The organism is Nonomuraea longicatena, from assembly GCF_039525605.1.
GTDB lineage: Bacteria > Actinomycetota > Actinomycetes > Streptosporangiales > Streptosporangiaceae > Nonomuraea > Nonomuraea longicatena.
Map to the genome: position 1 here is coordinate 71,454 of NZ_BAAAHQ010000049.1, position 20,948 is coordinate 92,401.

General features: G+C 72.0%; 14 protein-coding genes and 1 pseudogene. 12 read left to right on the forward strand and 3 right to left on the reverse strand.

Going from position 1 to position 20,948, the window contains the following annotated elements; all coding sequences use genetic code 11:
* Nucleotides 1-26: 26 nt before the first annotated feature.
* Genes ABD120_RS35570 through ABD120_RS35595 form a run of 6 tightly spaced genes read left to right on the forward strand, consistent with a single transcriptional unit; the run spans nt 27 to nt 11,584 of the window.
* Nucleotides 27-1,829 carry a glycosyl hydrolase family 28 protein gene (locus ABD120_RS35570; RefSeq protein ID WP_343954744.1) on the forward strand — a complete coding sequence of 601 codons (1,803 nt, stop codon included), beginning with the start codon at nt 27-29 and terminating at the stop codon, nt 1,827-1,829.
* Complete coding sequence (locus ABD120_RS35575) at nt 1,826-4,504, forward strand: glycosyl hydrolase family 95 catalytic domain-containing protein (RefSeq protein WP_343954745.1); 2,679 nt, start codon at nt 1,826-1,828, stop codon at nt 4,502-4,504. Before ABD120_RS35570 ends, ABD120_RS35575 begins: the two co-directional genes overlap by 4 nt.
* A gap of 6 nt (nt 4,505-4,510) precedes the next feature.
* On the forward strand, nt 4,511-5,704 hold the full coding sequence (locus ABD120_RS35580; protein ID WP_343954746.1) for a CBM35 domain-containing protein: 1,194 nt from the start codon (nt 4,511-4,513) through the stop codon (nt 5,702-5,704).
* Complete coding sequence (locus tag ABD120_RS35585; protein WP_343954747.1) at nt 5,701-7,542, forward strand: glycosyl hydrolase family 28 protein; 1,842 nt, start codon at nt 5,701-5,703, stop codon at nt 7,540-7,542. The genes ABD120_RS35580 and ABD120_RS35585 overlap by 4 nt, the downstream gene beginning before the upstream one ends.
* Entirely contained in the window at nt 7,539-9,866 is a 2,328-nt protein-coding gene (locus tag ABD120_RS35590) for a glycosyl hydrolase family 28 protein (RefSeq protein WP_343954748.1), read from the forward strand. The genes ABD120_RS35585 and ABD120_RS35590 overlap by 4 nt, the downstream gene beginning before the upstream one ends.
* An 11-nt stretch (nt 9,867-9,877) precedes the next feature.
* Nucleotides 9,878-11,584, forward strand: coding sequence for a CBM35 domain-containing protein (locus ABD120_RS35595; protein WP_343954749.1), 1,707 nt, complete (start codon nt 9,878-9,880; stop codon nt 11,582-11,584).
* 255 nt (nt 11,585-11,839) lie between these two features.
* Here the strand turns inward: ABD120_RS35595 and ABD120_RS35600 are convergent.
* Nucleotides 11,840-13,075: pseudogene (locus tag ABD120_RS35600) on the reverse strand (Cmx/CmrA family chloramphenicol efflux MFS transporter); the annotation flags it as partial.
* Nucleotides 13,076-13,381: 306 nt separating this feature from the next.
* Between ABD120_RS35600 and ABD120_RS35605 the strand changes: the two are divergent.
* On the forward strand, nt 13,382-14,464 hold the full coding sequence (locus tag ABD120_RS35605) for an FAD-dependent oxidoreductase (protein WP_343954751.1): 1,083 nt from the start codon (nt 13,382-13,384) through the stop codon (nt 14,462-14,464).
* Nucleotides 14,465-14,871: 407 nt separating this feature from the next.
* Nucleotides 14,872-15,735: an alginate lyase family protein gene (locus tag ABD120_RS35610; protein ID WP_343954752.1), complete on the forward strand. Its 864-nt coding sequence runs from the start codon at nt 14,872-14,874 to the stop codon at nt 15,733-15,735.
* A gap of 29 nt (nt 15,736-15,764) precedes the next feature.
* On the opposite strand, the gene ABD120_RS35615 is transcribed toward ABD120_RS35610, so the two are convergent.
* Nucleotides 15,765-16,460, reverse strand: coding sequence for a DUF4396 domain-containing protein (locus ABD120_RS35615; protein ID WP_343954753.1), 696 nt, complete (start codon nt 16,458-16,460; stop codon nt 15,765-15,767).
* A gap of 27 nt (nt 16,461-16,487) precedes the next feature.
* Nucleotides 16,488-17,072, reverse strand: a complete 585-nt coding sequence (locus tag ABD120_RS35620; RefSeq protein WP_343954754.1) for a GNAT family N-acetyltransferase — start codon at nt 17,070-17,072, stop codon at nt 16,488-16,490.
* Between the two features lie 78 nt (nt 17,073-17,150).
* On the opposite strand from ABD120_RS35620, the gene ABD120_RS35625 reads away from it, so the two are divergent.
* From ABD120_RS35625 to ABD120_RS35640, 4 genes are all read left to right on the forward strand, one after another.
* Nucleotides 17,151-17,456, forward strand: a complete 306-nt coding sequence (locus ABD120_RS35625; protein WP_343954755.1) for a hypothetical protein — start codon at nt 17,151-17,153, stop codon at nt 17,454-17,456.
* A gap of 58 nt (nt 17,457-17,514) precedes the next feature.
* Entirely contained in the window at nt 17,515-18,588 is a 1,074-nt protein-coding gene (locus tag ABD120_RS35630) for a PLP-dependent cysteine synthase family protein (protein ID WP_343954756.1), read from the forward strand.
* Nucleotides 18,585-19,817 carry an MFS transporter gene (locus ABD120_RS35635; protein ID WP_343954757.1) on the forward strand — a complete coding sequence of 411 codons (1,233 nt, stop codon included), beginning with the start codon at nt 18,585-18,587 and terminating at the stop codon, nt 19,815-19,817. Before ABD120_RS35630 ends, ABD120_RS35635 begins: the two co-directional genes overlap by 4 nt.
* Nucleotides 19,818-19,925: 108 nt before the next feature.
* Entirely contained in the window at nt 19,926-20,933 is a 1,008-nt protein-coding gene (locus ABD120_RS35640; protein ID WP_343954758.1) for a coiled-coil domain-containing protein, read from the forward strand.
* Nucleotides 20,934-20,948: the final 15 nt, after the last annotated feature.

A 20,948-nucleotide genomic window follows, 5' to 3' on the forward strand; every position in this document is an offset into this window, starting at 1 on the left:
TCACACCCCCGAGCGGAGACTTGGCGATGAGAGCCTCTCGACGCGACCTGTTCCGGGTCGCGGGACTCGCGGGCGGCGGCGCGGCGCTGCTGCCCACGACGGCCGCCCCGGCCGTCGCCGCGACGGCGGCGGACTCCCCGTGGGACGCGGTCCCCGGCATCCTGGCCCGGATCGTGCCGCCGACCTTCCCCGACCGCACCTTCGACATCACCGACTACGGCGCCCTGCCGGACAACTCCACCGACTGCACCCCGGCCTTCCGCGCGGCCATCGCCGCCTGCAACGCGGCAGGCGGCGGCACGGTGCTGGTGCCGGGAACCGGCAGATTCCGCACGGGCGCCATCCACCTGCTGTCGAAGGTGCGACTGCACGTGGCGGCGGGCGGCACCATCCGCTTCCGGTCGGACGCGGCCGCCTTCCTGCCGATGGTCTTCACCCGCTGGCAGGGCATCGAGTGCCACAACTTCTCCCCGTTCATCTACGCCAGAGGCCAGACCGACATCGCGCTCACCGGCTCCGGCACCATCGACGGCAACGCGGCGGCCGGGCCGTGGTTCGGCTTCGACGGGCAGCGCGGCCCCGACTGGGACCGGCTGCAGCAGACGGCGGTGGACGGCCTGCCCGTCGACCAGCGCCGCTTCGGCGACGGCCACTTCCTCAAACCGAACATGATCCAGCTCTACGAGTGCCGGAACGTCCTCATCGAGGACCTCGACATCAGGAACCCGGCCATGTGGGCGGTCCACCCGGTCCTGTCGCGCAACGTCACCGTCAGGCGGGTCAAGATCTACAGCCGAGGCGCCATGGTGGACGGCGTGGACCCGGAGAGCTGCGCGGACGTCCTGATCGAGAACTGCTCCTTCGACACCGGAGACGACGGCACCGTCATCAAGTCCGGCCGCGACATCGACGGCCGCCGGGTGAACGTGCCGTCGGAGAACATTGTCATCCGGGGCAACAAGTACTACGGCCGGTGGGGCGCGATCACCGTCGGCAGCGAGATGTCGGGCGGCGTCCGCAACGTCTTCGCCGAGAACAACCAGATCTTCTCTGGTTCCGGCTACCGCTCCTTCTACGCGCTCTACCTCAAGACGAACAACCGGCGCGGCGGGGTCGTCGACGGCGTGCACGTGCGCGGCCTGTCCGGCGGACCGTGCGACAGGGGCGGCTTCTACATCGACATGAACTACAGCCTGACCGGCCCCGGCCACGGCCCGATCGCCAACCCGACGATCAGGAACCTGACCGTGGACGGGATGACGATCGCGGACTCGCCGTTCGCGATCAAGCTGTCCGGCTCCTCGGCCAGTCCCGTCACGAACGTGACGATCTCCAACTGCGTCTTCACCGCGATCGACACTCCCGCGCCGCAGCTCAGCAACACCGTCGGCGTGCGGCTGCACAACGTACGGATCAACGGCACCCTGTACGGTTCCCCGCCCGCCGCCACCCGCCACGAGGCGGAGAACGCGGCGATCACCCTGGGCGTGGTCGAGTCCAACCACGCGGGCCACTCCGGGACCGGCTTCGTGAACTTCGACAACGTCGCCGGCAGCGGCATCGAGTTCACGCTCACCGCCGCGTCGGCGGGCACCGCGACGCTGGCCTTCCGTTTCGCCAACGGCACCACCGCCAACCGCCCGATGGACGTCGCGGTCAACGGCTCCGTCGTCGCCGCCGGCAAGGCGTTCAACGGCACGGGCGCGTGGACCACCTGGCAGACCACCACCGTGTCCGCCCGGCTGGAGGCGGGGACCAACACCGTCAGGCTGACGGCGACGACCGCGAACGGCGGACCGAACCTCGACTACCTGGAGGTGGGCGCATGACGGAGCTGTCGCGGCGGGCCCTGCTCGGCACCGCCGCCGGGGGGCTGGCCGCGACGGCCCTCCCGTCCGGAGCCGCCCACGCCGCCACCGCCCCCTGGCGGCTCGACGACCGGGTGGACTGGGCGGCGTTCCTGCGCGACCAGGACCTGCTGTGGGCCCGCCTGCCCACCGTCTGGCACGAGGGGCCCTTTCTCGGCGACGGCCTGCTGGGCAGCATGGTGTACAAGGAACCGGGCGCCAACAAGATCCGCTTCACCACGCAGCACGGCCGGGTCCAGGACCACCGGCCGCAGTTCGGCAGCGGGTTCGGCACCTGCAGGCTGCCCGTCGGCCACCTCACCCTCGACCCGGTCGGTACGATCACCGGGGTCGACTGGCGGCTCAGCCTGTGGGACGCCGAGCTCACCGGAACGATCACCACCAGCGCGGGCCGGATCTCGCTCACCGTCTTCGTCCACGGCGAGACGCTGGTCGCCGACGCCTCGGCCACCGGCACCGAGCAGGTCCGCTGGACCTTCCACCCGGCGGCGGCCGACAGCCCGCGCGAGGCGTCGGAGGCGCCTCCGGCCGGGTACGTGCGCAACCCCACCTGGAGCACGAAGAGCACCGGCGGGGTCGAACTGGTGCTGCAGCCGCTCGCGGGCGGCGGCCAGACCGCGACCGCCTACCGCAGGAGCGGCGGGCTGCTGCTGCTCAGCGTCGCCCACAGCTTCCCCTCCGGCACCGCCGCCGAAGGGCAGGCGCTGGCCCGGGTCAGGGACGCCAGGCCGTACGAGGAACTGCGGGCCGCCCATCGGGCCTGGTGGCACGCCTTCTACCCGAAGAGTTTCCTGTCGATCCCCGACGAGCGGCTGCAGGGCTTCCACTGGATCCAGCTCTACAAGGTCGCGAGCGCGACCCGCGCGGGCGGCCCGGTCATGGCCACGACCGGGCCGTGGCTGGAGCCGACCCCGTGGCCCGCCGTGTGGTGGAACCTCAACGTCCAGCTCGAATACTGGCTGATCCACGGTTCCAACCACCTGGAACTCGACTCGCTGACGACCACGCTCAGCCAGAACAGGCAGCAGCTCGTCGCCAACGTCCCGAGCGCCTACCGCGGGGACTCGGCGGGCGTGGGCCGCAGCTCGGACATGTTCGCGACCAGGAGCGTCGGCACCCCGGGCAGCGGCGCCGAGGTCGGCGACCTGGCCTGGGCGCTGCACAACGTGTGGCTGTCCTACCGGCACACCATGGACGACGCGCTGCTGCGCGACACGCTCTTCCCGCTGCTGCGGCGGGCCGTCAACTACTACCTGCACTTCCTGCGCACCGAGACCGACGGCAGGCTGCACCTGCCCTCGACGCTGTCACCGGAGTACCCGGTGGTGCCGCCGAAGGACTGCAACTACGACCTGTCCCTCATCCGCTGGGGCTGCCAGACGCTGCTGGAGGCCGCCGACCGGCTCGGCGTCGACGACCCGCTCAAGCCGCGCTGGCGTGCGACCCTGGCCGACCTGACGCCGTACCCGGCCGACGGCAACGGCTACATGATCGGCGCGAGCACGCCGTACGCCCAGTCGCACCGGCACTACTCCCACCTGCTCATGATCTACCCGCTCTACCTGGTGAACTGGGACCAGACCGGCAGCCGTGTGATCATCGAGCGCTCCCTCACCCGCTGGCAGGCCCTCACCGGCGCCCACCGGGGCTACAGCTACACCGGAGCCGCCTCCGTCTACGCCTCGATGGGCCGGGGCGACACCGCCCTGTCGTACCTGCGCAGGTTCTTCGACCCCGCGACCTCCTTCCCGTGCCGCGCCAACACCCACTACACCGAGGCCGGGCCGGTCATCGAGACGCCGCTGTCGGCCTCGCAGAGCATCCACGACCTGCTGTGCCAGAGCTGGGGCGGCGTGATCCGGATCTTCCCCGCCGTGCCGTCGGCCTGGCCGGACGTCACCCTGCACGACTTCCGCACCCAGGGCGCCTTCCTGGTCACGGCCGTACGCCGGGCGGGCACGACCCGCTTCGTCCGGGTGCGCAGCCTGGCCGGTGAGCCGCTGCGGCTGCGGCACGGACTGACCGGCCCGCTCACCGCCGTGCTCGACGACGGCACCCCGGCGCAGGTCACCGACCTCGGCGGCGGCACCGTGCAGATCGCCCTGCCGAAGGACCGCGAGGTGCTCGTGCACACCGGCGAACGGCCGCCGCTGGTCGTGGACCGGGTGCCGATCGCCACCCCGGGCACCCGCTGGGGCCTGCCGGGCAGCCCGCCCCGCCCCGGAAGATACGAGGCGGAGCAGGCCCGCATCACGCAGGGCGCGGTGGAGTCCAACCACGCGGGATTCTCCGGCACCGGGTTCGTCAACCTGGACAACGTGCCCGGGTCGGCGCTGGAGTTCACCGTGGTCGAGACCGGGACCCGCGATCTCACCTTCGGCTACGCCAACGGCACCGCGGCCGTCCGGTCGATGGAGGTCAGCGTGGACGACGTCCGCGTGGGCACGCTCGACTTCCCGCCGACGGGCGCCTGGACCACCTGGCGGACCCTGTCCCTGCGGGCGACGCTCGGCAGCCGGGTCCGGCTCGTCTCGCTGTCCGCCGAGGGCGGACCCAACCTCGACTACCTGGACGTCGGCGCCGCCGCGGGCACCGGCGACCAGGCGGAGGACCCCGACACGATCACCATCGGATAGGACACCATGGAACTGTCACGCCGCCAGTTCGGCCTTCTCGCCGGCGCGGTCGCCGCCGCTCCGCTCCTGACCGGGCGCCCCGCCTTCGCCGCCGCCCCCACCCTGCTGCCGCCCGGCCAGAGCTGGCAGCTCATGTGGTCGCCGTCGGCCCGCACCGACGGCATGCGGGCCTGGGAGTCGATCGAGGACGACCGCGCGGACTCCCACACCTCGGCGGCCCCGCACATCTTCCCCGAGGGCGACAACTTCCGCTTCACCATGCACACCGTCGACCGCGACACCAGCACCGACCGGCAGCGGCACGAGGTGACGGGCAACCGTACGCCCTCGGGCTTCCTGCAGTGGCGGACCGGCGAGCTGTGGCGGGTGACGTACTCGATGTTCATCCCGAGCACGCTGAAGGCCACCACCACCTTCACCCACATCTTCCAGACCAAGATGCCCGGCACCGGAACCGGCCCGATCACCGTGACCTCGCTGCGCCGCTCCGGCGGCACGCAGACCATCGAGCACAAGATCTTCGAGCCGAACATCCTGGTCGGGCGGACGAACCTGGAACCGCTGCACGACAAGTGGATCGACATCGACTACGAGATCAGGATCGGCGACGGTTCGGCCGGCGCGGTCCGCTGGGTGCTGCGCGACGGCGCCACCACCGTGGTGGACGCCACCAGGACCGGGATCGACACCTTCCTCGGCGACCGGGTGCGTCCCAAATGGGGCATCTACCGCTCGCTCGGCGACTCCTCCGGCTCGTTGCAGAACTGCCACCTCCTGCTCACGAACCTGCGCTCGTACAAGGCGGTCGCGGGCAACGGCGGCGGGACCACCCGCTACGAGGCCGAGGCCGCGACGATCTCGCAGGGCGCGGTCGAGTCCAACCACGCCGGGCACTCCGGCACCGGTTTCGTCAACAGCGACAACGTCGCAGGCTGCTACACCGAGTGGACCGTCACCGGTACGGCCGGCGCCGCCACCCTCGGCGTCCGCTTCGCCAACGGCACCACCGCCGACCGGCCCGCCACGATCACCGTCAACGGCAGCCCGATCACCCAGAACTTCCCCGGCACCGGCACCTGGACGGGGTGGACGACGGCGACGCTGCCGGTCACCCTCAACGCGGGCGCCAACACCGTACGGATCACCGCGAACACCGCGAACGGCAACCCCAACCTGGACTACCTAGAGGTGACCCAATGAGCGGTACGTCGCGGCGCGGATTCCTACGCGCGGCCGTCCTCACGACCGGCGCCGCGGCCCTCTCTGTACCTCTCTCGGGGCCTCTCTCCGGGCCACTCGCGGCGGGCCAGGCGCGGCCCGCAAGGGCGGCCGCGCCCGCCGTCGCCTCCCCGTGGGACGAGGTGCCGTCCATCCTGGCCCGCATCGTCGCGCCGGTCTTCCCCGACCGCACCTTCCCCGTCACCGATTACGGCGCGGTCGGCGACAACAGCACCGACTGCACGAACGCCTTCCGCGCGGCCATCGCCGCCTGCAACGCGGCGGGCGGCGGGCGCGTGCTGGTGCCGCAGGGCACCTTCCGCACCGGCAAGATCCACCTGCTGTCGAACGTGGAACTGCACGTGGCCAGCGGCGGCACCATCCGCTTCCGTACCGACCCCGCCTCCTACCTGCCCGCCGTGTTCACCCGGTGGGAGGGCATCGAGTGCTACAACTACTCGCCCTTCGTGTACGCCAACGGCCAGACCGACATCGCGCTCACCGGCGCGGGCACCATCGACGGCAACGCCCCGGCGGGGGAGTGGTCCTCGTGGGGCAACGGCGGAGCCGACCGCGACCGGCTGTGGGGCTGGGGGGCGAACGACCACCCGGTCGAGCAGCGCAGATTCGGCGCGGGAAGCAGGCTGCGGCCGAACCTGATCGGCCTGTACAACTGCACGAACGTGCTGGTCGAGGGCCTCGACCTGCGCAACCCGGCGATGTGGACGCTGCACCCGGTCTACTGCACCAACGTCACCGTCAGGAACGTCACCTTCTACAGCACCAACTCCCAGGGCGACGGCTGCAACCCGGACTCCTCGACGGACGTGCTGATCTCCGGCTGCCGCTTCAACACCAACGACGACTGCATCCCGGTCAAGTCGGGCCGCGACCGTGACGGCCGCCGCGTCAACCGGCCCTCGCAGAACATCGTCGTGCGCGACTGCCGGTTCTCCGGGCGCTGGGGCGGCATCACGGTCGGCTCGGAGATGTCCGGCGGGGTCCGCAAGGTCTTCGCCGAGGACTGCGCCTGCAACGCCGCCGACTTCCCCGGCCGCTACCCCGTGAAGTACGCCTTGTACGTCAAGACCAGCTTCAACCGGGGCGGCTTCGTCGAGGACGTGCACCTGCGCCGCTTCACCGGCCGCAACCTCGAACGCGACGCCCTGTACGTCACGATGAACTACGAGACCTCGGGCAACCTCCCGCCCACCGTCCGCGACATCACCGTGGACGGGATGACGATCACGGGCGCGCGCTCGGCGTACAACATCGACGGCCGCTCGGCCCGCCACATCCAGAACGTGACGATCACCAACAGCACGTTCACCGGGATGACCGACGCGGGCAACACCGCGAACTTCGTCGACGGCCTCCGGCTGGTCAACGTCTTCCACAACGGCAGGGACATCTCCAACACCCAGCCGGGCACCGGCACCCGCTACGAGGCGGAGAACGCGACGATCTCGCAGGGCGCGGTCGAGTCCAACCACGCCGGGCACTCCGGCACCGGCTTCGTCAACGGCGACAACGTCGCGGGCAGCTACATCGAGTGGACCGTCACGGGGTCGGCGGGCGGCTTGGCGGGCGCTGCCACCCTGCGCGTCCGCTACGCCAACGGCACCACCGCCAACCGCCAGGCCACGATCGCCGTCAACGGCGCGACCGTCGTGCGCGACTTCCCCGGAACCGGCGCCTGGACCACCTGGACCACGCTCACCCTGCCGGTCACGCTCAACGCCGGCAACAACACCGTACGGATCACCGCGAACACCGCCAACGGCAACCCCAACCTGGACTACATCGAGGTGGCGCAATGACCCGCCTGGCCTGGCTCCCCGCCCTGGTGCTGGCGTTACCGCTGCTGACGGCGCCACCGGCGGCCGCGGTCGCGGAGTTCGACGTCCGCGACTACGGCGCCACCGGCAACGGTTCCACCAACGACGACGACGCGATCGACCGGGCCATCGACGCCGCCAGCGCGGCCCCCGGCGGCGTCGTCGTCTTCCCCTCCGGCAACTACCGGGCCCGCACCATCCACCTGAAGAGCAACGTCACCATCCGCCTGGACGCGGGCTCGACCGTACGGGCCGCCGCGAGCGGCATGGACGCCCCCGAGAACAACCCCTACGACGCCTACCAGGACTTCGGCCACAGCCACTTCGACAACTCGCTGTTCGTCGGCAGGGGCGTCAGCAACGTGCACTTCGCGGGCACCGGCTCCATCGACGGCGACGGCAACCTGTCCACCAGCAACTCCCCGCCGGGCGGCGCGGGCAACAAGGCCATCGCCCTCACCGACTGCGCGGACGTCAGCATCAAGGACATCACGATCAGGCGCGGCGGCCACTTCATGGCCCTGCTGAACGGCTGCCACGACGTCCTCATCGACAACCTCAAGACCGTGTACGCGCGCGACAACGTCCGCGACGGCATCAACCTCATCAACAGCTGGAACGTCGTGCTGCAGAACAGCCGCATCGAGGCCAGCGACGACGCCATCGGGCTCAAGAGCGACTACGCCCTCGGCCGCACCCACACCAGCCAGAACATCCGCGTCCGCAACACGGTCGTCTACTCCCACGAGAACAACGCGCTGCAGTTCGGCTCCGAGACGTGCGGCAACTTCCGCGACATCCGCTTCGACGACATCACCGTGCTCGGCGGCGGCAAGGCCGGGATCGGCATGGTCTCCATGGACGGCGCGATCATCGAGGACGTCCACTACCGCAACATCTCGCTCACCAAGACGACCACGCCCATCTTCATGAAGATCGGCGAACGCCGCCGCTGCCCCGGCTCACCGCCTGCGGGCCGCATCAGGAACATCAGCGTGACGAACGTGACCGGCGTCAACCTGACCGCGCCCGAACCGTCCGGAACGACCGGCGGCTCCGAGCTGACCAGCACCGTCACCGGCACCCCCTCGGTCGACATCGGCCCCGGCATCACCTTCGACAACGTCAGGCTGACCGTCCCGGGCGGCCACCCGGCCTCCGACGCCAATCGGGTACCGGGCGAGTTCCTCACCAGCTACCCGCCCCGCGACTACGGCACCCGGCCCGCGTTCGGCGTGTGGGCCCGCCACGTGCGGGGGCTCAGCATCGGCAACGGCTCGGCCTTCCGGCTCGACGCCAACGACAACCGGCCCGCCTTCATCGTCGACGACGGCTCCGACCTGCGCCTGGACGTGACCGCCCAGCGCGGCTCCGGCAGCGCCTACGACGTCGGCGTCAGCGGCGTCAGCGGCTACACGGTGGCCGGCGCCAACACCTCGGGCGGCGCGCTGCGGGTGCGGGCCACGAACTCCACCCCCGTCCCCGGTACCCCCGTCACCAGGTACGCCGAGGCCGAGTCCGGCACCGTGACCGCCCCCATGCAGACCCTCCAGGACCCGGCCGCCTCCGGCGGCTCCTACGTCGCCGTCGCCCCCGGCAGCAACAGCCAGGCGTCGGCCCCGGCCACGGGCCACGCCACCGTGTCGTTCGACGTCCCGGACCCGGGGGCGTTCACGGTGTGGGGGCGGGTGATCGCCCCCACCGACAGCGACGACTCCTTCTGGGTGCGCGCCGACGGCGGCGCCTGGACCAACTGGAACAACATCCCGCTCGGCGCGTCCTGGCACTGGGCGCAGTTCCCGGTCACCTACGACCTGGCGGCGGGCACCCACACGCTCACCTTCGCCTACCGCGAGGACGGCGCGCTCCTCGACCGGATCGCCGTCTCCAGCGACCCCGCCTTCACCCCGTCGGACGGCCCGCCGCCCACTCTCCTGGAGGCGGAGAACGCCGTCATCGGGCAGGGCGTGATCGAGTCCAACCACGCCGGCTTCACCGGCACCGGCTTCGTCAACTACGACAACCTCGTCGGCTCCTACGTGGAGTTCACCGTGACCGCCGCCCAGGCGGGCACCGCCACCCTCACCTTCAGGTACGCCAACGGCACCGCCGTCGGCCGCCCGATGGACATCACGGTCAACGGCACCCTCGCGGCGGGCGGCCTCGCCTTCGACCCGACAGGCGCCTGGCCCACCTGGACGACCCGGACGGTCACCGTCCCGCTGGCGGCGGGCGCCAACACCGTCAGGGCCACCGCGACGACCGCCAACGGCGGCCCCAACCTGGACCGGCTCAGCGTCGGCTGAAGGAGGAAGCGGTGAGAAGGATCCTCGCGGCACTCGCGCTGGTGGCAGCGGCACTGACCGTGACCCAGCAGCCCGCCGCCCGAGCCTCGGACAACGGACAGTCCATCCGGCCCGCCATGGGCTGGAGCAGCTGGAGCTTCGTTCGCCGCTGGCCGGACGAGGCCAAGCTGCGCGCCCAGGCCGACGCCCTGGTCAGCAGTGGCCTGGCCGCCAAGGGCTACGTCTACGTCAACCTCGACGACTTCTTCCAGAAGTGCGACGCCAACGGCTTCCTGGTCGACGAGTACGGCCGCTGGGCGATCGACGCCGCGAAGTTCCCCAGCGGGATCAAGGCCCTGGCCGACTACGTCCACTCCAAGGGACTGAAGTTCGGCTTCTACGTCACGCCCGGCATCGCCAAGAACGCGGTCACCCGCAACACCCGCGTCGAGGGCACCGCGTACCGGGCCGCCGACATCGCCGACACGAGCGCCACGCACAAGAACTACAACTGCAGGAACATGTACCGGCTGCGTTTCGACCACCCGGGCACGCAGGCGTTCATCAACTCGTGGGCCGATCAGATGGCCTCGTGGGGCGTCGACCATCTCAAGATCGACGGTGTGGACGCCACCACCGTCGCCGACGTCGAAGCCTGGGACCGTGCCCTGCGCCAGACCGGGCGGCCCATCAACTTCGCCCTGTCCAACAACCTGCCCATCTCCCACGCCACCACGTGGAAACGCCTGGCCAACAGCTGGCGCACCCAGGGCGACGTCGAATGCTACTGCGGGCCGGGACCCAACGGCAGCGGCTTCCCGCTCACCACCTGGGCCAAGGTCAGCGGGCGCTTCAACTCGGCCGCGTCCTGGCAGCAGTACGCGGCGCCCGGTGGCTGGAACGACCTCGACTCGCTGCAGATCGGCAACGGCGACCAGATGGGCATCAACGCCGACCAGCGCCGCTCCCACCTGACACTGTGGGCGATGGCGGCCTCGCCGCTGCTGCTCGGCAGCGACCTGACCGCACTCACCGCCACCGACCTCGCCATGCTCACCAACGACCGGCTCATCGCCGTCAACCAGGACGGCGTCGCTGCCCAGCGCATCATCAGCAGCGGCGTCAACCAGGTGTGGCGCAAACGCCAGGCGGGCGGCGACCACATCGTCGCCCTGTTCAACACCGGCACCTCCGGCAACTCCACGGTGAGCGTCACCTGGCCGCAGGTCGGCTTCACCGGCCCCGCCGAGGTCACGAACCTGTGGTCCGGCGCGGCCGAGGGCAGCGCCGCCTCCGGGTACAGCGCCACCCTGCGGCCCGGCGAGACCCGCCTGATCAGGGCCCGGCCGACCGGCGGCACCCTCACCCGCGTCGAGGCCGAGTCCGCCGCCATCACCCAGGGCGCGGTCGAGTCCAACCACGCCGGATACTCCGGCACCGGCTTCGTCAACTTCGACAACGTCGTCGGCAGCGGCATCGAGTTCCCCGTCGACGCCGCGTCGGCGGGCAACGTCCGGCTGACGCTCAGATACGCCAACGGCACCTCGGTCGCGCGGCCCATGAGCGTCTCCGTCAACGGCGGCCCGCCCGTCGTCCGCGACTTCCCGGGCACCACCACGTGGGACGGCTGGACCAACGCGGCCGTCGACGTGAGCGTGACGGCCGGGGCCAACAGCGTCAAACTGGTGGCCACGACCGCCGACGGCGGGCCCAACCTGGACCGGATCAGTCTCAGGTAGGCCCGCCTCCCGAGGGCCCGCCGCGCGCCGAACCCCCACGCGCGGCGGGCCGCTTCACCTCCGGCCGGGTGATTGTCGCGGTCGCTCGCCCCGTGTTCGGGCGCGACCGTGGAGGGCGGCGTCCTGTGTCCGGTCGGATGACCGTTACGGGCGCCTGTCTTGCGTGCGGCCGGTGTCAGGCCGGGTCATCGGTATGGTCACCCGCCCCCAAACGCCACCCGCCGTCTCCGGCTCGCGGCCTCCAGGGAGACGCTCCTGCCCGCCCGCCCGGACCGCCGTCACGGCGCGACGGTCCAGGCGCCGGGCCCAGACCAGGGTGAGCAGGGCCAGTGCCATCAACGCCACGCTCACCCACACCGGCGAGCGGTAGCCGAGACCGCCGTCGATGGCCAGGCCGCCGAGCCCGGGTCCGGCGGCGGCGCCCACGTTGAAGGCGGCGGTGCCGAACGCGCCCGCCAGCGTCGGCGCACCCGCCGCCAGCGCATAGGCCCGCGAGGTCAGCGCCGGGGCCAGGCCGAAGGCCAGCATCCCCTGGATGAGGATCAGCGTCACGAGGGCGGGGCCGCTTCCGGCGGTCAGCGCGAGTACGATCCAGCCGGTGATGAGGGCGGCGGCGCCGTACCAGAGGATCCGCACGGGGTGCGCGTCGGCCAGCCGCCCACCGGCCGTGATGCCGATCAGCGAGCCCACTCCGAACAGCACCAGCAGCACCGGAACCGCCCCCGGCCCGAACCCGGCCTCCTCGGTGGCGAGCGGCGCGAGGAAGGTGTAGGTGCAGAACGTGGCTCCCTGCACGAACGCGTTCAGCAGGTAGGTGGCGGCCAGCCGAGGATCGGCCAGCGCCCGCAACTCGGCCACCGCACTCGGCCGCCGTGGTCCGCTGTTCGCGAAGCCGCCCGGCCCGGACGCGGAGCCCGCGTCGCGGGCAGACGGCGCCGCCCGGTCGGCCTCGGCGGGCAGGGCGGCGAAGACGGCGACGGCGGACAGGGCCGAGAGCGCGGCGACGCCCCAGAACGCGGCCCGCCAGCCCCAGAGCTGACCGACCAGCGCCCCGAGGGGCACGCCCGCGACGGTCGCGAGCGTGACCCCGCCGACGACGATCGCCAGCGCCCTGGCCCTGACCTCGACGGGGACCATCGCGACGGCGGCGGCCGCCGCGACGGCCCAGAATCCCGCGTTGGCGAGGGCGGAGACGATCCGCGCCGCGAGCAGCATGCCGTAATCGGGCGTGAGCGCCGCGACCACGTGCGAGACGGCGAAGACCAGCAGGAACAGCCCCAGCGCACGGCGCCTCGGCCAGCGGAGGGTGGCGGCGGCGAGCACGGGCGCGCCGACGACCATACCGGCGGCGAACGCCGAGGTCAGCAGCCCGGCTTGGGCGATGGAGACGTGCAGGTCGGCGGAGATGGCGGGCAGCAGCCCGGAGAGCATGAACTCCGAGGTGCCCTGGGCGAACACGGCCAGACCGAGGATGAAGACGGCCAATGGCATGACGAGATGACTCCCGAGTGACAGAGGAACTGGACCGGCACGGCGGCCCGGTCACTCCTCACGCGCCAGGCGTCCCAGGACAGGGTGCGGCGGACGTCCGGCGACGGACGTCATGCGGGTGCGTGGAGGCGACCACCGGACAGCCGGTGGTCAGCGTCTGTTCGACTCAGGGCTGGACATGATGACGGGACTGTAGTGCCCCCCGAAGGCCAGAGCAAGGGATTAAAACCCGCCCCGGGAAGCACCCGGCTACCACCAGAAGTCGGCACGGGAAGCATCGCGGCGCCCGCGCGGTTCACCACAGATGTGGACACCGTACAGCTGGATCCGGCCCTGGCGCTCGACGCCCGTCCGGCCGACGCCGTGGTGATCGGCGCGGGTCAGGCGGGGCTGTCCAGCGCCTACTTCCTGCGCCGGTTCGGGCTGGACACCGTGGTCCTCGACGCCGAGGACGGGCCGGGCGGCGCGTGGCGGCACCGCTCGCCCAGCCTGACCATGGACAAGATCCACGGCATCTTCGACCTCCCCGGCGTCCGGAGGGAGGCCGAGCCCGCTTTCACCGCGCGGGCCCGCGACGTGGTGCCCGCCTACTACGCCGAGTATGAGCGGGAGGCCGGGCTGGACGTCGTGCGGCCGGTAAAGGTCGGAGCGGTGAGCGAAGGTCCGGATGATCGCCTGCTCGTGTCGGCGGGGGAGCGGCGCTGGGCCGCGCGGGCCGTCGTCAACGCCAGCGGCACCTGGGCACGCCCGCACTGGCCGTACTACCCGGGCGCCGCCGCCTTCCTCGGCCGCCAGACGCACTACGCCGCCTACCGGGGGCCGGAGCCGTACGCGGGGCTGCGGGTGGCCGTCGTCGGCGGCGGGGCGTCCGCCGCGCACGTGCTGTCCGAGCTGGCAGGGGTGGCGGCGGCCACCCTGTGGATGACCCGCAGGCCGGTCGAGTGGCGCGACGACGACTTCGGCGAGGAGGCGAGGCGCGACGCCGTCGCCCTGGTCGAGCGGCGGGTACGCGCCGGGCTGCCGCCGCGCAGCGTGGTCAGCGTGACCGGCCTCTCCCGCACCGGCGTGGTACGCACCGCCCTGGCGAAGGGCGCGCTGGACCGGCAGGAGATGTTCACCCGCCTCACCCCCGACGGCGCGAGCTGGGCGGACGGCCGCCACGAGCGGCTCGACGCGATCGTCTGGGCGACCGGGTTCCGCTCGGCGCTCGGCCACCTCGCGCCGCTGCGGCTGCGCGAGCCGGGCGGCGGAATCCGCGTGGACGGCACCCGCGTCCTGCGCGAACCCCGGCTGCACCTCGTCGGGTACGGCCCGTCGGCGAGCACCGTCGGCGCCAACCGGGCCGGGCGGGCGGCGGCTCTCGCCGTACGGGAACTGCTGACGGGATAGCGGGCGGGCGGCGGTGACCGTACGGGAACCGCTGACGGGAAGGCGTTGACGGGCGTTCCGACACCCGGCTTGGATGGACGTCAGACACCCGATGTCTGAGAGGAGTCCCCCGTGCGCCTGCGATCTCTGGTGACCGCCGCAGCCCTCCTGCTCGCCGGGCTGACCGTCCCGCAGCCCCCGGTGGCCGCCCGTGCCGCCGCCTTCAACCATCCCGGAGTCTCGTCAGCCGGGCGCAACTCGACCACGTCAAGGCCAACCTCGCCAACGAGCCGTGGAAGAGCGCCTGGAGCGCCTTACGGGCCCACGCCTTCGCGTCCCTGTCGTACACGGCCGCACCGCGCGCCACCGTCGAGTGCGGGCCCTCGTCCAACCCCGACCTCGGGTGCTCGGACGAGCGCAAGGACGCGATGGCCGCCTACACCCACGCCCTGCAGTGGTACCTCACCGGCGACGAGCGCCACGCCCGCAAGGCCGTCCAGATCATGGACGCCTGGTCGGCCGTGATCACCACCCACACCGGGCACAACGCGCGCCTCCAGACCGGCTGGGCGGGCGCCTCGTTCTCCCGCGCCGCCGAGCTCATGAAGCACACCTACCCCGGCTGGGCCTCGGCCGGGCGCATGGCCGACAAACTGCGCACCGTCTACCTGCCGGTGGTCATCGCGGGCAGTCCCAACACCAACGGCAACTGGGAACTCATCATGACCGACGCGGCGATCGGCATCGCCGTGCACCTCGACGACCGCGCCTCCTTCGACCGGGCCGTACGCACCTGGCGCGGGCGTCTGCCCGCCTACGTGTACCTGACCGCCGACGGCGCGCTGCCCAAGCAGGCGCCCGGCAGCAGGTACGACACCCGTGACGAGCTGATCGGCTACTGGTACGGCCAGACCACCTTCGTCAACGGCCTGGCCCAGGAGACGTGCCGCGACTTCGGGCACACCGGCTGGGGCATCGCGGCCGCCGTCCACGTCGCGGAGACCGCCCGTCACCAGGGCCTCGACCTGTACGCCGAGGGCAAGGACCGGTTGCGTCACGCCATGGGCTTCCACTCGGGGCTCCAGCTCGGCGAGCCGGTGCCGTCGTGGCTGTGCGGCGGATCGGTCAAGCCGGGGCTCGGGCCGACGTTCGAGGTCGGCCTCAACGCCCTGGCCGGACGGCTGGGCGTCGGCATGCCGCGCACCCAGCGACTGGTCGAGCAGGGGCGCCCGGCGGGCGTGAGCCACTTCTTCGGCTGGGAGACCCTCACCCACGCCGAGAACCCCGCCTGAGGCGGCGGCACGGTCCGCAGGGGCGGGGGTCAGTGGTAGGCGTGCACCACCGCGTGGCCCTTGCCCTTGCCGATCAGCCACTTGTTGACGGGGGTCGTCACGAGGAAGGCGATGAGGAAGGCGAAGGCGAGCGCACCCCAGAACAGCCAGGAGGCGACGCCCGCGTCCATGGCGCCGGGGACGATGACCATGATGCCGTTGTCGACGATCTCCATGACGAGGATCGAGATGGTGTCGGCGGCGAGCGCGACGCGCAGCGCCTGCTTGAAGGTCAGCCCGGCCTTGAGGACGCCGACCATGGTGAGCGCGTAGCCGAAGACGAACGCCAGGCCGACCGCGAGGGCGATCGTCTGGATGTTGTTCCAGCCGAGCGAGGTGCCGATGACCATGCCGAGCACCTCGCCGATCGCACAGCCGGTCAGGCAGTGCAGGGTGGCCTTGGCCGCCATGCCCCACGAGGTCCCGCCGTGGGCCCCATGTCCCCCGTGAGCGCCGTGCCCGGCGTCGCCGTCATGTCCGATGTGCTGGCCGTCGTGGGCACCATGGCCTGCGTGGCCGCCGTGTTCCCCGTGGGCGGCGGTTGCCCCGGATCCGGTGTGGCCGGTGTGGCCCGCGTGCGTCGCGGGCTCGCCGTGACCGGTGTGTCCCGCGTGGTCGCCGTGACCCGTGTGCGGGTCGTGGGCGGCGTGTCCGTCGTGGGGTTCGTGCGAGTGGTGCCTAGACATGAATCGTAATTATACCCCTTAGGGGTATTAACGCAAACCCTCCGTGACGCCGAACGCCCGCCATCCGACGTCGGGGAATCCCGCGGCCTCGGCGACCGCGGCGGAGGGGAGGTTGCCGGGGTCGTGCATGTACGTGGGCACCGCGCCCTCGTCCAGCACCCGTCGCGCCGCCTGCGCCACCAGTCGCCGCGCGAGCCCGCGTCCGCGTGCCTCCGGGGCGGTCACGACCGACAACTCCATGCCGTGGACGTCGTGCCGCTTCACGCCGACGCCCGCCAGGTGCGCGCCCGTCTCTGGATCCGTGGCCACGAGTGCCTCGCCGCCGAACGGGCGCAGCCATGCGGGCGCGTCGGCGGCGGGGACCCATTCGCCCGCGTCCGGCAGTTCGGCCGGACGGTCGCACCACCGGTAGACGGCCTCGAACCACCCCCGCTCGCCGTGCCCGACCAACGCGGGCACACGCGCGAAGACCGGGTCGGCCCCTGTGGGTGCGTGTTCGAGGGGCGAGTCCGCGTCGGGTGCGGCGTGCGGTGGCCGGGGTGCCGCCCCGTCGAGGGGGCCGGTGGGCGGCCAGGCGCCGAGCCACTGGCGCAGATGTCGCGTGAGAGTCACCCCAGCTACTATGGGAAGTAGTAAAGATTGTCCCGGCATTCGAGGTGGCGTCACCCTGCGTGATGTAGCGTTCACGCTATGACCTGGAGGCCGCTCGTGGCGCTCATGGTCCTGCTCACGCTGTTCTGCGTGGCCGGGCCGCACGCCCACGCGGACACCCCGCGACCCGAGGGCGTGTCGAGCTGCGACGGCGGCGCGCACCCCCATCGGCATGCGGCCTCCTGTGACGCGCCCGCCGCCCAGCCGCAGGCGGCCGACCTGCCGCCGCTCGGCGACCAGGGCCGCTGCGGCCCCGCCTCCGCGTCCCCGGCCGGCCTCGCGCCCGCCCCGGTGTCACCCGCAGGGCCGGACCTGCTCGCTCTCCTCTGTCTCGCACGGGTGTAGAAGGCCGCGTCCCCCCACGCGCTTCTGCACCTACATAAGCCGAGAGAGCACATCAAAAATGGATATTTCAGGACTCGTGGGCGACACGCCCGTTCTTTGGGTGCCCGAACTCTGGACCGGAGGCGAGCGCGGCTTCTGGGCCAAACTCGAAGGCCGCAACCCCGGAGGCATCAAGGACCGCCCCGCCCTCCACATGGTCGGCGAAGCCAGGAAGCGCGGTGACCTGCGCCCCGGCGCCCCCATCGTCGAATCCACCAGCGGCACCCTCGGGCTCGGCCTCGCGCTGGCCGGAGTCGTGCACGGCCACCCCGTCACCCTCGTCGCCGACCCCGGCATGGAGCCGCTCATGCGCAGGCTCCTGCTCGCCTACGGAGCCCGCCTGGAGATCGTCGCCGAGCCGTACGCCGAAGGCGGATGGCAGGCCGCCCGCCGCGCCCGCGTCCGCGACCTGCTTGCGCGCCTGCCCGGCGCCTACTGCCCCGACCAGTACACCAACCCGGACAACGTCGGCGCCTACGCCGGGCTCGCCCGCGAACTGGCCGCCCGCCTCGGCCGCGTGGACGTGCTCGTCTGCAGCGTCGGCACCGGCGGCCACAGCGCCGGCATCCACCGCGTGCTGCGCGAACTGTCGCCCGGTGTCCGCCTGGTCGGCGTGGATACCGTCGGCTCCACCATCTTCGGCCAGCCCGCCCGCACCCGCCTCATGCGCGGCCTCGGCAGCAGCATCCACCCCGCGAACGTCGCCTACGAGGCGTTCAGCGAGGTCCACTGGGTCGCGCCCGCCGAGGCCGTGTGGGCCTGCCGCCGCCTCGCCTCCGCCCGCTACGCCAGCGGCGGCTGGAGCGTCGGCGCGGTCGCCCTCGTGGCGTCCTGGCTGGCCCGCCGCGAACCGGCGGGCACCCGGATCGCCGCCGTCTTCCCCGACGGACCCGAGCGCTACTTCGACACCGTGTACGGCGACGCCTACTGCGCCGAGCACGGCCTCCTCGACGGCAAACCCGAACCGGACCCGGACGAGCTCCCGTACCCGGGCGCGGCGGAAGCCGTCCGCTGGACCCGCTGCACCCGCGTGACCCGCCCGGAGCCGGCCGCGTGCGGGGGCGCGATCGAGGCGGCGGAGGCGGGGCGATGACCGGAGAGCTGCGCGACAACCGGGCCATCCGGCTGCTGATGGTCAACCAGCTGACGATCAACATCGGCTTCTACATGCTGATGCCGTACCTCGCCGCCCATCTCACCGGAGGGCTCGGCCTGGCGGTGTGGCTGGCCGGGCTGGTCCTCGGCGTGCGCAACCTGTGCCAGCAGGGCCTGTTCCTGGTCGGCGGCACGCTGGCCGACCGGGTCGGCTACAAGCCGATGATCCTCGCCGGACTGCTCCTGCGGACCGTCGGTTTCGCCCTGCTCGGCGTCGCCGAGCAGGTGCCCGTCCTTCTCGCCGCCTCGGCCCTGACCGGCCTCGCGGGCGCGCTGTTCAACCCGGCCGCCCGCGCCTACCTCGCCCAGGAGGCGGGCGAGCGCAGGGTCGAGGCGTTCGCCCTGTTCAACGTCTTCTACCAGACGGGCATCCTGGTGGGCCCGCTCGTCGGGCTGCTGCTGAACGGCCTCGCCTTCCGGGTGACCTGTCTGACGGCAGCGGCGCTGTTCGCCGTGCTGGCCGTCGCCCAGGCCAGGGCGCTGCCCTCGCGCAGGGGGAGCAGGGCCGGAGCCGAGGGCGGCGTGCTCACCGACTGGCGGGCGGCGCTGGCCGATCGCAGGTTCGTCCTGTTCACGCTGGTCATGGCGGGCTCGTACACGCTGGGCTTCCAGGTCTACCTGAGCCTGCCGCTGGCCGCGCCGGAGCAGGCGACGTGGATCTTCGTGCTGTCCGGCGCCATGGCGGTGCTCGGGCAGGTGCGGGTGACCTCGTGGGTGAGCGCCCACTGGAGTCCGGAGCGGGCCATGGCCACCGGGCTGGCCGTCATGGGGCTGGCGTTCGTGCCCCCGGCGGTGGCGGCCGGGCCGGTGACCGTACTCGTGGCGGCGGGGCTGCTCACCCTCGGCACCATGATCGTCTACCCGTTCGAGATGGCGGCGGTCGCCGCGTACGGCGCCGACCGCGTGGGCACGTACTACGGCCTCTACAGCACCGTGGCCGGGCTCGCGATCGCGATCGGGAACGCGGCGATCGGCGCCGCCCTGCAGTCGGGCGCCGCGTGGTGGGCCCTGGCCGCGCTGGGCGGCGCATGCGCGCTCGCGCTCCGGCTCCTGGTCGGCGGGACGGGCCGCGCGAGCAGGCGGGCGGGGCTTCGCGACCGCCCTTCCGGAGGCGGCCGGCGCCGGACGCCGCAGGACACCTGGTCCGGAGAGACCGAAACGACCTGATTGCACTCCTTCCTCGCTGATCCCCTACTATCGTCGATCGGACAGAGGGCGCCCCCCGGCCTGCGCATATCGGCGGCCACCGCCCTTCGGCTCGGGCGAAGGAGAAGCGTGGCGGTTGCGTCCCCCGCAGGCATGCGGCGTGGGCCGCGACGGAAACTGGCGCTGGCCGCCGTCGCCGGTCTGGGCCTGGCGCTCTCGTCCGGGCTCCCGGCGGCGGCCGCCCCCAAGCCGTCCGTCAAGCAGCTGAAGAAGGAGATCTCGTCGCTGTCCAAGGAGTCCGACAAGCTCATCGAGGACTACTACAACAGCCGCATCGCCCTGCAGAAGGCCGACAAGCGCGAGAAGGAGGCGCGCAAGCGCCTCGACGGCGCGCAGGAGGTCCTCACCCGCGAGTCCACGCGCCTGCGCTCGATCGCCGTCCAGCAGTACATGAACGGCGGGCCGAACATCGCCAACGTGTTCGGCGGCGGCACCGCCGACGGCTTGGAGGGGATGCTGCCGCGCCTCGCGCTCACCCAGCACCTGGTCGACCAGCAGTACGCCAGCCTGAAGGGCTACGCCCAGGTGCGCGATGACTTCTCCCGGGCGCAGAAGGAGGCCGCGGGCCGCGAGGACGAACTGCGCGACAAGGTCGAGGACCTGGAGGACCGCAAGTCCAAGGCGGAGAAGACGATCGAGAAGATCCGCGACCGCATCGACAAGCTGTTCGAGGTGCCCGGCGCGCGGACCGACGGCACCTTCGTGCCGCAACTGCCCTCCGGCTCCGACAACATCACCCCGCGCATGCGCCTGGTCAAGACCCTCATCCAGGAGCGCTTCGACGTCCCGTTCGGCATCGGCTGCTACCGCTCGATCCAGGACGGCGGCGAGCACCCCCTCGGCCGTGCCTGCGACTTCATGCTGAGCCGGGGCGGCGCGATGCCGTCACAGCAGGAGATCCAGCGGGGCAACGAGATCTGCGAGTGGGTCGTCAAGAACGGCAAGCGGCTCGGCATCATGTACGTGATCTACCGCCAGCGCATCTGGCACGTGAAGAACGGCTCCTGGCGCACCATGAGCGACCGGGGCGGCACCACGGCCAACCACTACGACCACCCGCACATCTCCGTCTACTAGCCGGAACGCCGGTCG

Bases quoted from the DNA above. Each gene is read 5' to 3' on its own strand.
- ABD120_RS35570 (WP_343954744.1), top strand. From the start codon at position 27: ATGAGAGCCTCTCGACGCGACCTGTTCCGGGTCGCGGGACTCGCGGGC.
- ABD120_RS35575 (WP_343954745.1), top strand. From the start codon at position 1,826: ATGACGGAGCTGTCGCGGCGGGCCCTGCTCGGCACCGCCGCCGGGGGG.
- ABD120_RS35580 (WP_343954746.1), top strand. From the start codon at position 4,511: ATGGAACTGTCACGCCGCCAGTTCGGCCTTCTCGCCGGCGCGGTCGCC.
- ABD120_RS35585 (WP_343954747.1), top strand. From the start codon at position 5,701: ATGAGCGGTACGTCGCGGCGCGGATTCCTACGCGCGGCCGTCCTCACG.
- ABD120_RS35590 (WP_343954748.1), top strand. From the start codon at position 7,539: ATGACCCGCCTGGCCTGGCTCCCCGCCCTGGTGCTGGCGTTACCGCTG.
- ABD120_RS35610 (WP_343954752.1), top strand. From the start codon at position 14,872: ATGGCCGCCTACACCCACGCCCTGCAGTGGTACCTCACCGGCGACGAG.
- ABD120_RS35615 (WP_343954753.1), bottom strand. From the start codon at position 16,460: ATGTCTAGGCACCACTCGCACGAACCCCACGACGGACACGCCGCCCAC.
- ABD120_RS35625 (WP_343954755.1), top strand. From the start codon at position 17,151: ATGACCTGGAGGCCGCTCGTGGCGCTCATGGTCCTGCTCACGCTGTTC.
- ABD120_RS35630 (WP_343954756.1), top strand. From the start codon at position 17,515: ATGGATATTTCAGGACTCGTGGGCGACACGCCCGTTCTTTGGGTGCCC.
- ABD120_RS35635 (WP_343954757.1), top strand. From the start codon at position 18,585: ATGACCGGAGAGCTGCGCGACAACCGGGCCATCCGGCTGCTGATGGTC.